Below are 12,695 nucleotides of genomic sequence, written 5' to 3'. Positions count from 1 at the left end.
AATTAAATATGAAGAAATCAGGGTTGTTAGCCACACTATTTTTATTATTGGGACTTAGTTCTTGTGTTGTTTTGTCTAAGAAAAAATACGAAGCTTTATTATCACAAAAAGATTCATTAAGTATTGGTTGGGATGCCGCAAAAGTAAACATACAATCTTTAGAAGAAACACAAGCAGCCTTACAAGCTGATACGGCTAAGCTAAATAGTAAAATAGCCGATTTAAATGGTCAATTAGAAGCGCTTAACGCAAACTATGCAGCGCTAAGGAGTAATTCTTCGTCAGAAATTAACAAACTCTCTGGAGATTTAAATTCGCTTTCAGATGATTTAAAGAAACGCGAAGCAAGATTAAAGGAGGTTGAAGAAATTCTTAGAAAAAGAGATGAAGCTACAAATGCTTTAAAAGAGAAATTGCAAAAAGCATTATTAGGTTTTCAGGAAAGTGGCCTAACGGTAGAAATTAAAAACGGAAAAGTTTATGTTTCCTTATCTGATAAACTATTGTTTGATACAGGTTCTATTGTGATTGATGATAAAGGGAAATTGGCTTTGCAAGAATTAGCTAAAGTTTTAAATACTCAGCCAGAAATTAATATTGCAGTAGAAGGTCATACTGATAATCAAAAAGTAGGAAATTTAGGTCAAATCAAAGATAATTGGGATTTAAGTGTTTTAAGAGCTACTTCTGTAGTTAGATATTTAACCGAATTACAAAAAACTACTCCCGAAAGATTAACCGCAACCGGTAAAGGGCAATTCCAACCTATAGCATTAGGGAATACGCCAGAAGCCAGAAGTAAAAACCGACGAATAGAAATTGTACTCTCTCCTAAATTAGATGAGCTGTACAACTTAATTAAATAGCATAAAAAAACCGGATGAATTTCAATTTCATCCGTTTTTTTTTTTAATTGATGGTTTCTTAATTCACTACAATTACCGGTACAGCTTTCGCTCTTACCAAATCATTAAACTCTTTTAAATCAGTTTCTTTTACGGCTTTTAACTTTACTAATTCAGCGTCAATTTGCTTAGCTAACTCAGTATAAACTTCTTTAACTTGTTTGCTTGGTGCGGCATAGCCAGAGCTAGCTACATCAAATACACCAGATAGTTTATCATTCAATCTAATTGGATAATTCAATACATCCTGCCCACTTTTAGCTTTTGTTTGATACAGTGTTTCTTCAATAGTTGTTATTTTTTTATTGATTTCAGTTGCTTTATCCTTTATTTCTTTAGGTAAATCTTTACTTTTTTCAGTAAAACTATTCAGCTGCGATCTTATGTTTCTAATATCTTTTATGCTTTTTTGAGTTTCAGAGAATTTATCTTTCACCATAGTTAAGAAAGCAAATTGTTGCTGATATTCTTCTATAGATAATTTATAGTTAGGATCAGGTTTTACTACAAAATTTACGGCAGAAGAATCTGTTCCATTTTTAATAATGGCTTTATAGTTTCCGGGGGTAGCTTTTTGTCCAGTTATATTTCCATTCCATAAAATCATTCCATCAATTTTTTCTACAGCTGGGTAAGTCAAGTTCCAAACAAACTGATTCATTCCTGCTTTTACTTCAATCTTTTCATCAGCTTTCCCTTTGGTGCTGTAAGTTCTGATTAACTTATTATTTGGGTCGTAAAGGCTAACAAATACCTTTGAAGAGTCGGTAACATTCTTTAAATAATAATTAATAACCACACCATTGGCTGGATTTTTTCCTGCATTAGGCATGTTTCTTACAAAACCGTCTCTTCGGTAAGTTTCTCCTGGATTAAAAACATGTAAATTTTTACCAGTTAAACCTGTATTTAATTGTTGCACCAAGCTTAAATCATCTAACACCCAAAAAGCTCTTCCTTGTGTAGCCACAATCAAATCATTTTCTTTAATGGTAAGATCTGTAATAGGAACCATAGGTAAATTCAATTGAAAAGGTTTCCAATCTTCTCCATCATTGTAAGAAATGTACATTCCAAATTCTGTTCCGGCATATAACAATCCGGGGCGTTTTTGATCTGCCCTTACCACTCTAGCAAAATGATTGGCAGGAATTCCATTCGTAATGAGCTTCCAAGATTTTCCATAGTCTTCGGTTTTATAAATGTATGGATGATAGTCATCAGATTTATACCTTGTTCCAACTACGTAAGCAGCTCCTTTTTTAAATGGATGCGCATCTATACTATTAAACATCATCCACTCTGGCATTCCTTTAGGCGTTACATTCTCCCAGTTTTTACCACCATCTTTACTTACGTGAAGTAATCCGTCATCACTTCCAACCCATAATAAATCGGCTTCATAAGGTGATTCTGTTGCAGTAAAAATAGTTCCGTAATATTCTACACTGGTATTATCTTTAGTAATAATTCCACCACTTGGTCCTTGACGTTTCTTGTCATTTCTTGTTAAATCAGGGCTAATCGCTTCCCAACTTTGACCTTCATTTAAGGTTTTAAAAAGGATATTTCCGGCAGCATATAAAGCTTTTGGATTGTTTGGAGAAAAGAAAATAGGGAAATTCCATTGGAAACGATATTTTAAAACATCAGCACCAGCACCCATCGGATTGTCTGGCCAAACAGAAACAGCTCTATTTTCGCCCGTTTTATGGTCTAAACGAGATAAATAACCACCATAATTACCACCGTAAACTACATCAGGATTTAAAGGATCGGCAACTACATAACCAGATTCTGACCCTGCTGTAGATTCCCAATCATTTTCGGTAATTGCACCACCGTAAGTTCTAGACATAATTCTGATGGTAGAATTGTCTTGTTGCGCACCTAAAATGCGGTAAGGAAAATGATTATCTGTGCTTACGCGATAAATTTGCGCAGTAGGCTGATTTTGATAAGTACTCCAATTTGCACCACCATCAAAACTTATTTGCCCGCCACCGTCATCACCAATAATCATTCTATTTCCATCTTCAGGATCAATCCATAAATCGTGATGATCTCCGTGAGGAGTGCTAATTTCTTGAAAGGTTTTACCTCCATCCCGAGAACGTAAAAAGTCGACATTTAAGACGTAAACAGTATTTTCATTTTTAGGATCTACAAAAACTTTGCTATAATACCAAGCTCTTTGGCGAATCTCATTTTCGCTATTCACTTTAGTAAAGCTTTCGCCAGCATCATCAGAACGAAAAAGCCCACCAGTTTTAGACTCAATGATGGTATAAATACGATCTGGATTAGATGGGCTTACCGCAACGCCTAAAATACCCAAGGTATCGGTAGGCAAACCTTTATTACGAGAAATGTTTTTCCAAGAATCGCCACCATCAATACTTTTCCATAAACCGCTTCCTTCACCGCCACTTTCCATACTGTGAGGAGTTCTAATCACTCTCCAAGTGGTAGCATATAAAACTTTTGGATTTTCTGGCTCCATTACTAAATCAACCGCTCCGGCTAAATTATTAGCGAACAAAACCCTTTTCCAATTTTTACCGCCATCTGTAGTTTTATAAACACCTCTTTCTTCATTTGGGCCAAATAAATGCCCAACAGCGGCTACCCAAACTATATCCGGGTTTTTAGGATGAATAATAATTCTTGTAATATGTCGGGTGTCTTTTAATCCTCTATTTATCCAGCTTCTTCCGCCATCCTCACTTTTCCAAATGCCACCAAGCCCCTCACTTACGTTTCCTCGCATGGTATTTTCTCCTTCACCAACATATAAAATGCTATTGTCTGAAGGGGCAATGGCTACAGAACCAATGCTGCTGCCAAAATATTTGTCTGATATGTTTTTCCAATTATTGCCACCATCTTGGGTTTTCCAAACTCCACCACCGGCAGCTCCCATGTAGAATAAATTTTTCTGTTTTAAATCGCCAGTTACCGCAGCACTTCTGCCACCTCTAAACGGACCTATATCACGGTATTTTAAATTGGCATATAAAACACTATCAAACTGAAAATTAGATTTAAGTGTATTTGTTAATTTAGATTTCTTTTGCGCAAAGGAGGTTTGCAGCATCAAAAATGCAGCTAAAAAAAGTAGGGTTCTTTTCATAATTCAATTGATTTTGGAAAGGGTTTAATATATGAAAGTAGGGATTTTAGATGAATATTAGAAATCCTGATATTTCATTAATTTCTTTAGAAAATGTAAATTTCAGAAAAACTTTTTTAACATAATTAATGAAAAAGACCGATGCGCTTAAATTTTAAAATATGGATATAAAGCTAATTCTCCATTTATTAGTCCATTATCTCATCATCATCACTGCGCCTATGGTAACAATGCCATCAAATAAATTACCAATCCGGATATTTTCATTTTCAGCATGTTGGTTATTATCGTGGTTGGCTATCGGTACCGTAACAGTTATAGCCTTCAGATATTTCTCAAATAAAAAAAGAGGAAGCGTACCTCCATTTGTTGGCTGCAATACAACCTGATCATTAGTGGTCAATTTTACTGCGGTAATCACTTTTTGTATAATCGGTAAATCCATAGATGTACGTTGCGCATTAACGCCATCTTCTCGAATCACTTTTATAATTTTAGCATATTTACTTCTTTCTTCATCAGTCGGCTCTTTGTCCGTTACATAAAAGCCTTGTGTTTTTATATGATCGATAACTTTTTGTTGTTGCCTCTCCCAATCATTACCTAAAACCAATCTCAAATCAAGAACAGCAGTTGCATTGGTGGGTATTTGATTAGAAACCATTTTACCAACATTACCGCTTTGCATACCATTAATATTTAATGAAGGTAGGTTGACAGACTCAAATAGGTTTAATCCCTGCATTTCGACGTCATTTATTCCCAATTCTAGTTTCATTTGTTCATCAACAGAGGGTACTTCATCTAAAGCTTTTCTTTCAGATGGAGACAATGGAGTTACATCATCATAAAATCCTTTAATAGTTACTTTTCCTTTTTCATCTTTCATAGATGATAATAATTTTGCCAGCATCAAACCGGGGTTTGGAGCCCAATTGCCGTAATGACCGCTATGTAATGGTCTTTTCGAGGCAAAAACCGTAAGATCAAGATGAGTATCGCCCCGCACACCAAATACAATTTGCTTTTTACCAGATTGATGAACAGGTCCATCGCAGATAATCCAAAGGTTTGATTGGAGTAATGATTTGTGTTTTTCTAATATTTCATTTAGGTGTGGAGAACCAGCTTCTTCTTCGCCCTCAAAGAAAAATTTAAGGTTATAGTTTGGCGTTAGTCCGTTTTTCTTGATTGCATCGTATGCATTTAAAATGGCAACTACCCCATCCTTGTCATCAGAAGCGCCACGGGCATATATCCTCCAATCATCTTGGTAGTTACCGTCTTTTGGAAAAGGAATATCAATTCCATTTTTAGTTAGCGCATTTGTAAATAATTTGGGGTTAAATGGTTCAAGCCCAGCCGCCCATTGGGTAGGATTAACTGGCTGACCATCATAATGGGCATAAAAAATAAGGGTTTGTTTTGCACCCGGAACTATTACTTCCCCATACACCGCTGGAGGAACATTTGGTGTAGTAGCATTTAATAGCTGTGTGTTTTGTATTCCGCGTTTTTGCATCATTTCCATAATAAATGAAGCAGTCTTTTGCTGACCAATAGGGTCTGAGGCCACGTTTGGTATGGATAAAAACTCTGAGAACTCGCTAATAATTTTTATGGCATTTTCACTGCCGTATTTTCTAATTTTTAACGCCTCTGGTGATTGTGCCAAAACTGATTGTTTAATCAGGAAACATACTAATAAAAAGAAGAAGGATTTTTTCATCAAGCGAAATTTAAATGTAGATAAGAATTTGTGGTTAAGCTTCTGTCGATTTAAATAATGTAGTTTGACAATTAATTTTAATCTAATTTACTATTATTATCAACAATTAAGCTTTTGCACTTAATAATTTGTAAAAAGAGTAAAGTAAAAATATCATTTTTTTACGCTGATTAACACATTTAGTAAGTAAAATTCACTAAAATTACCTCACTTATATTTATGAAAAATTATTAACGAAATTTAAAATATGGCTTCAGGATTTTTTGCATTATTAGATGATATTTCTGCTTTGGTAAAAGCAAGTGCTGCAAGTTTGGATGACATACCTGCTCAAGTTGCTAAAACCACAGGGAAAGTATCAGGTATTGTAATTGACGATACGGCGGTTACACCAAAATATGTGGTTGGTCTCGACCCTTCGCGAGAGCTTTCCATTATTTTTCAAATAGCCAAAAAATCTTTAATCAATAAAGTTTTAATTTTAAGTCCAGCTGCTTTATTGTTGGGATACTTTGCGCCGTGGGCCATCACGCCTATTTTAATGCTTGGAGGTGCTTATTTGTGTTTTGAAGGTTATGAAAAGGTACATTCTATGTTTAGCAAACATGCTGAAGTTAAACCAGAGGTAGCAGATTTAGAAATAATTACACCCGAAGAATTAGAAAAAGCAAGGGTAAAAGGTGCTGTGCGAACTGATATTATTTTATCTGCCGAAATTATGGCTATTGCTTACAGCCAAGTCACCGAACAATCGGTGGTAAACCAAATTATTGTGATGCTTGCTGTTGCTGTATTTATTACTGTTGCAGTTTATGGTTTTGTTGGTTTTATTGTTAAGGCTGATGATATTGGAGTACACCTTGCGCAGGATAAATACCATCCAGCTACGCAAAAAATTGGACGAGGCGTGGTTAAATTTATGCCGCATTTTTTAAGTCTGTTAAGCTACGTGGGTACTGCTGCTATGCTTTGGGTAGGTGCCGAAATTATAGCACATGGCATTCCTTTTACCACTCATTTATTGCATAATTTAGAAGTTGCTTTAGCAGAAATACCCGTAATTGCTTGGCTTGCAAAAGCATTAGCTTGTGCCGTTGGCGGATTGATTGTTGGTTTTTTGGTTGAAAAATTGGTTATTCTGTTTAAGATGGTTTTTATAAAGAAAAAGGAAGTTCAAGTAAATAGAATATAATTGCTTTTATAATTTTAATGTAAAACTAGGTTTGTTGCAACGTCTTTTCTTAAATAGCCCTGATTGAAGCGGAAAACCCGCAGCCCAATTTTTATTGGGCGAGGATTTGTAGCGCAAAGCAGGATTAGCGGTTTAATAGTAGCAGAGGCATTGCGCTTCAAAAAATTAAAATTTCTTTTTTGTGGGTTTTGAATAATTGGTAGAAGCTTCTTCGGTTTTGCTAGAGCTTTCCACCATTCTCATGATCTCTGCTAACTCTTCTTTAGTGAGGTTTCTCCATTTACCTACTGGGATATTTTGTAGGGAAATGTTCATGATGCGAACGCGTTTTAATTTGGTTACTTCGTAATTTAAATATTCGCACATTCTCCTAATTTGGCGATTTAGGCCTTGGGTAAGAATAATTTTAAAAACAAAATCACTTTCTTTTTTGATGAAACATTTGGCGGTAATGGTATCTAAAACCGGTACGCCATTCCCCATTTTCTTTAAAAATTCTGGGGTAATGGGTTTGTTTACGGTTACTATATATTCTTTCTCGTGTTGGTTGCCGGCTCTAAGTATTTTATTCACGATGTTTCCATCGCTGGTTAAAAATATTAAACCTTCGGATGGTTTATCTAAGCGGCCAATAGGGAAAATACGTTTAGGATGCCTGATATAATCAATAATGTTGCCTTGCACATTTGTTTCTGTAGTGCAAGTAATGCCTCGTGGTTTATTAAATGCAATGTAAATAGAGTCGTCTTGATTTTTAAATTTTATTCTACGGCCATCTACTCTTACATCATCTTGACTGGTTACACGGTCTCCTAAAACCGCCTCTTTGCCATTAATAGTTACTCTACCTTCTTCAATCACTCTATCGGCCTCTCTTCTAGAGCAAAAACCAGTATCACTAATGGCTTTGTTTAGGCGTAAAGTTTCTTGTTGAGCTGACATGTAGCAGGGATATTAAAAAGGGCTTTTTAGATCCTTAAAATTTTGAAGGGCAATATCTTTGCAAGAAAGAAGGGCGTCCTTACTATCAACTTTCCAATCAATGTTGAGGTCTTTATCATTCCACATTACGCCAATTTCAGCATCTCTTTGGTAAAGATTGGTGCATTTATAGCTAAAAATGGTATTGTCTTCTAAGGTAGAAAAGCCATGTAAAAAGCCTGGCGGAACCCAAAACATTTTAAAATTCTCACTACTTAATTCCAAACTAAAATGTTCACCATAAGTTGGAGAGTTTTTTCTAATATCTACAGCAATATCTAAAACTTTTCCTTGAATTACTCTAACCAATTTACCCTGAGCATAAGGATTTGCTTGTGCATGTAAACCTCTTAAAGCGCCTTTTTGAGAAAAAGATTGATTGTCTTGAACAAATTCAGCATCTATACCAGCATCTTTAAATGCTTTTTTGTTGTAGCTTTCAAAAAAATAACCTCTATCGTCTTTCCATATTTTTGGTTCTATAATTAAAAGATCTTTTATTGGGGTTTCAATAATATTCATGGTGTTGGGTTATAAAGATTCTAAAACACTTCTAAAGGCTACATAGCCAGTTTCAAATTTTTGTTTAAAATCTTCTTGAAGTTTAGGGGAATAGTTTTCGCGGTAATCGTTTAATTTTTCTATTTCATCTGTAATATATTGGGCGCAATAAGTAATGCCCTCGTTTACAGGTTCTGTTAATTTTAACAAAACACAGGAAGTAAACTTTCCTGTGGCCATCACTGCTGGCATGTGAATTTGCTGCATAAATGTTAAATATTCATCGTGAATATTTTCTTCTAAAATGATGGTGACGTTATAAATAATCATGCGGCGAAGTTAATCATAGGGATTTTATTATAAACTATCTCCTCGTAAATTTCTAAATCTTTTTCTGGCTTCTATTACATATAAACTTCCTGGAAAGTTGGTGAGCAATAGTTCATAATGTTTTTGAGCATTGGCTTTATCATTCAGTTTTTCTTCTTCTATTGTAGCTAAAGTGAATAAGGCATCATCAGCCCAAATGCTGTAATTGTATTTTTCTATAATTTCTTTTAACACATTGGCCGCTTTTTTAAAATCATTTTGCTTTCTGTAAATTTTTGATTTGGTCATTAAAACATCATCAGCTAAATCATTTTGAGGGAAAAGAGTGTTTATGCTGTCTAAAACGGCAAGCGAGGCTTCGTTTTGATTTTTAAACAACAAGAGCTCTGCTTTAGCATACAACTTAAGCGCATTACCAGTGCTATCAAAAGCTAAATTATCTTGCAAAAGCAAGCTCAAATCTAAGGCATCATTTGCAATTAATTGAGAAGTAGATGCTTTTAATACATCTAATTGAGCTTTTGCCCAACTAAAATCAGAATTATAAAAAGAAAGTCGGGCATTTTTAAATTTAGCTTCTTGCCCTAAAGGCTCGTTACTAAAAGATTTTTCTACCTGTCCGTAAAGTAACGTTGCTTCCCATCTGTCATTGTTGAGAACATAAATATCGGCTAAATCTAGTTTTACTTCTGCTAGGGTTTGTGGTTTTGTGCCATTAAATGTGAGTACTTGTTCCAATAAATCTTGAGCTTCTACCAACTTATTTAAATAGTATGCTTTAATATTGGCTAATTGCCTAATCGCAAAAATAGTTTGGTTGTTTTTACCAAATTCAGCGAGTAAGCTTTCATAAGAAGAAACCAAGGATTCTAAATCTTTGGTGGTGTACAAACCTTCTAAAATTTGTTGATTTTTATTTTTCAATAGAGAAACCTTAGCTGGGATATAATAAGGAGAACTTTCTCCCTTACTCACTAGATATTCAAAAGCTTTATTGGCGGCATCATAAGCTTTGTTCTCTAATAATAAACTCCCTAAATTAAATACTCTACCACCAACATCGTTCATTCTTTTATCTAAAGCTATCATTTGAATTAAAGCCAAATCAAATTGCTTTTGTTGGATGTATTGCCAGGCTAAAAAATCAATATAGTTTACATTTTGAGGGTCTTTCTGAATTTTCTTTAATAATTGAGATTTGAGATTGTCATAATCAGCATCTGTTTCAAAAGTTCGGCTGACGCTGGTTTTTGCCATTTGAAGCATTTCTGGGCGGCTTTCAATAAGTTTTAAAAGTTCAAAGACCAAGCCATCTTTAATTCTTTTAAATCGGTATAAATTAACTAGTTCGTAAATGAAAAAGTCTTCATTTTTTAATAGTTTTCTGCCGTTTAAAAAGGTTTTAATGGCATAATCATAATTAGCAGAGGTATAAAAGGAATTGGCAATTTCTGTAATCTCAAACTGATCTGCGGGCATATTTTGAATCACGCTGTCAAATATTTTATTGGCGGCTGCTAAATCACCTTTTTCTAGGTAAAGCTGCCCTAGGTCTAATTTGAAATTTGGGTTTTCCCTTATTTTTTTATTGATAATTTTTTCGGCCTCATCATATTGTTTAAGCTTGAGCAGTGTGTTTAGATAATCGTTATAATATTGGTTCGACCCATTTTTAGCTTGATACAATTTGGCATAAATAGTTAACGCTTTTTCATATTCGCCATTTCTAAAGAATTGCTCAGCTAATAAGGGATCATTTAAATTTTGAGCAAAAACCGAAAAACTTATCGAAAATATAATAATTAAAAAGAGAGATTTTTTTAGTTGAAGCATGATATTAAAATTAAAAAAATAAACTTAGAAGCAGTAATTATTTGCTTTCTACTTGTTTAATACTTGTATTTTAAATGTTACTCATTTTATATAGCCTTGTTATTCAGATTTAGTTAATTTGGACATTATATTACCTTAGTTTAAAAATCTACGATTAAATAAAAAAGCTTAACCTGATGTTAGATTTGTTAAAAAAATACTTTTATATCTGTTTAAGTGTGATGCTGTTAAGCTGCAGTTCAAACACTAAAACAGAAAAAATAAAGGCAGAGGTTTTTTTTAACGATCCTCAAAAATCTTCTTTTCATATTTCTCCAGACGGCAAGTATTTGTCTTATTTACAACCCTATAAAGGCAAACTCAATATTTTTGTTCAATCATTAGAACGTAATGAGGTTACCCAAATTACCGCTTATATAGATAAGTCTGTTAAAAATTATTTTTGGGCAGGGAACGAGAAGCTTTTTTACATGAAAGATAAGGATGGTTTGCAACACTATCAGCTTTTCTCGGTAAATAAAGATGGAACCAAAACCAGCCTTATAGAAACCGCTACAGATACCAGAGTTGAAATTATTGATCAAATGAAAAATGATGATCAATATATTTTGATAGCGATGAACGAGCGTAATCCAGAGAATTTTGACGTTTACAAATTGGATATCAATACCGGGCAAAAAACAATGATCATTAAAAACCCGGGAAGTATTGTAGAGTGGATTTCTGATAAAGAAGGAAACGTTAGATTGGCAGTAGGAAGTGACGGGGTTAATGAAACCTTATATTACAGAGAACATAATAACGGGGAATTTAAACCTGTAATTAGTAACAATTTTAAAAACACCCTAAAACCTTTAGGCTTTACTAATCAAAAAAATCACATCTACGCTTTATCAAATATAAACAGAGATAAATTGGCTTTGGTAGATTTTGACTGCTCTACCGGGAAAGAGATAAAAGTAATTTATGAAAACCCAGAAGCGGATATACTTGACGTAATTTATTCAAAGTCATCTAATAAGCTGTCCTATCTTACTTATGAAATTTCTAAAAGAGAAATTTTCTTTTTAGATAATCAAGTAAAAGAGATGTATGATGATGTACGCTCACAACTCCCAAATCAAGAGGTGAAAATTATAGATAGAGATCAAAAAGAAAAAAGTTTCTTGATTAAAACCTATACTGACAAAGATCCTGGAGCGTATTATTTATATCAAGATAAGAAACTGATTAAGTTAGCTGATTTAAATCCAGAAATTAAGGCCGACCAAATGTGTGAAATGAAGCCTGTAAGCTATAAAAGCAGAGACGGATTGATTATACATGGTTATTTAACTATTCCGTTGAATAAAAAAGGTGAAAACTTACCCTGCGTGGTTATTCCGCACCAAGGGCCAGCAACCAGAAATGTTTGGGGCTATTCGCCAGAAGTCCAATTTTTAGCCAATAGAGGATATGCTGTTTTTCAGATGAACTTTCGTGGTTCTACAGGTTACGGGAAAGATTTTCAAACTGCTGGGCATAAACAATGGGGTAAAAAAATTCAGGATGATATTACCGATGGTGTAAATTGGTTAATTAGTGAAAAGATTGCAGATCCAGAAAAAATAGCAATTTATGGTTATAGTTTTGGCGGATATGCAGCTTTAAATCAAGCTATATATCATCCAGATTTATACCAATGTGCGGCATCTTACTCTGGTTTTATCAATTTATTTACCTACATAAAAGGTTTTCCGGCTTATTACAAGCCTTATCAGCAAATGCTAAATGAAATTATTGGAAACCCAAAACTTGATGCTGATTATCTTAAATATGCATCGCCAATTTTTCAGATAGACAGGATTCAAACCCCACTTTTAGTTGCACAAGGAGGGAAAGACGATAGGGTTAACGTTAATGAGACTAACCAGTTTGTGAAAGAATTAAAGAAGAAAAATATTAAGGTAGAATATATTTTAAACGATAACGAGAGTCATTATTTTAGAGATCCTGCAAATAGGCTGGCATTTTATAAAAAACTAGAACTCTTTTTAGATAAATATTTGCATCCAGATCAATATTAAATGGACGCAAAAAAAAATAGCTACA

The 12,695-nt window shown here is 34.1% G+C and carries 9 protein-coding genes; 3 read left to right on the top strand and 6 right to left on the bottom strand.

Going from position 1 to position 12,695, the window contains the following annotated elements; all coding sequences use genetic code 11:
* The first annotated feature begins 8 nt into the window (after positions 1–8).
* A complete protein-coding gene (locus FA046_RS00820) occupies positions 9–866 on the top strand; it encodes an OmpA/MotB family protein (protein WP_136824465.1) in 858 nt (285 codons plus the stop codon).
* A gap of 58 nt (positions 867–924) precedes the next feature.
* On the opposite strand, the gene FA046_RS00815 is transcribed toward FA046_RS00820, so the two are convergent.
* Together FA046_RS00815 and FA046_RS00810 are read right to left on the bottom strand one after the other, a co-directional pair.
* Positions 925–4,038, bottom strand: coding sequence for a WD40/YVTN/BNR-like repeat-containing protein (locus FA046_RS00815; RefSeq protein ID WP_136824464.1), 3,114 nt, complete (start codon positions 4,036–4,038; stop codon positions 925–927).
* 196 nt (positions 4,039–4,234) lie between these two features.
* Complete coding sequence (locus FA046_RS00810; protein WP_136824463.1) at positions 4,235–5,767, bottom strand: M20/M25/M40 family metallo-hydrolase; 1,533 nt, start codon at positions 5,765–5,767, stop codon at positions 4,235–4,237.
* A 247-nt stretch (positions 5,768–6,014) separates the two neighbouring features.
* Here FA046_RS00810 and FA046_RS00805 point away from each other — a divergent pair, with 247 nt between their 5' ends.
* On the top strand, positions 6,015–6,959 hold the full coding sequence (locus FA046_RS00805) for a DUF808 domain-containing protein (RefSeq protein ID WP_136824462.1): 945 nt from the start codon (positions 6,015–6,017) through the stop codon (positions 6,957–6,959).
* A 165-nt stretch (positions 6,960–7,124) separates the two neighbouring features.
* Here the strand turns inward: FA046_RS00805 and rluF are convergent, their stop codons facing one another.
* The 4 genes from rluF to FA046_RS00785 are packed head-to-tail and all read right to left on the bottom strand — an operon-like array spanning position 7,125 to position 10,604.
* Positions 7,125–7,901: a 23S rRNA pseudouridine(2604) synthase RluF gene (rluF, locus tag FA046_RS00800; protein ID WP_136824461.1), complete on the bottom strand. Its 777-nt coding sequence runs from the start codon at positions 7,899–7,901 to the stop codon at positions 7,125–7,127.
* Positions 7,902–7,913: 12 nt separating this feature from the next.
* The gene (rfbC, locus tag FA046_RS00795; RefSeq protein WP_136824460.1) at positions 7,914–8,462 is read right to left on the bottom strand and encodes a dTDP-4-dehydrorhamnose 3,5-epimerase; all 549 of its coding nucleotides are present in this window, start codon (positions 8,460–8,462) and stop codon (positions 7,914–7,916) included.
* 9 nt (positions 8,463–8,471) lie between these two features.
* Entirely contained in the window at positions 8,472–8,771 is a 300-nt protein-coding gene (locus FA046_RS00790; protein ID WP_136824459.1) for a DUF4286 family protein, read from the bottom strand.
* Between the two features lie 27 nt (positions 8,772–8,798).
* Positions 8,799–10,604, bottom strand: coding sequence for a tetratricopeptide repeat protein (locus FA046_RS00785; RefSeq protein ID WP_136824458.1), 1,806 nt, complete (start codon positions 10,602–10,604; stop codon positions 8,799–8,801).
* Between the two features lie 176 nt (positions 10,605–10,780).
* Between FA046_RS00785 and FA046_RS00780 the strand changes: the two genes are divergently transcribed.
* Entirely contained in the window at positions 10,781–12,670 is a 1,890-nt protein-coding gene (locus FA046_RS00780) for a S9 family peptidase (RefSeq protein WP_136824457.1), read from the top strand.
* Positions 12,671–12,695: the final 25 nt, after the last annotated feature.

Source organism: Pedobacter cryophilus (assembly GCF_005116455.1).
GTDB classification, from domain to species: domain Bacteria; phylum Bacteroidota; class Bacteroidia; order Sphingobacteriales; family Sphingobacteriaceae; genus Pseudopedobacter; species Pseudopedobacter cryophilum.
Note: the sequence above shows the minus strand (reverse complement) of the source record. Positions and strands in the feature narration are given on the sequence as shown.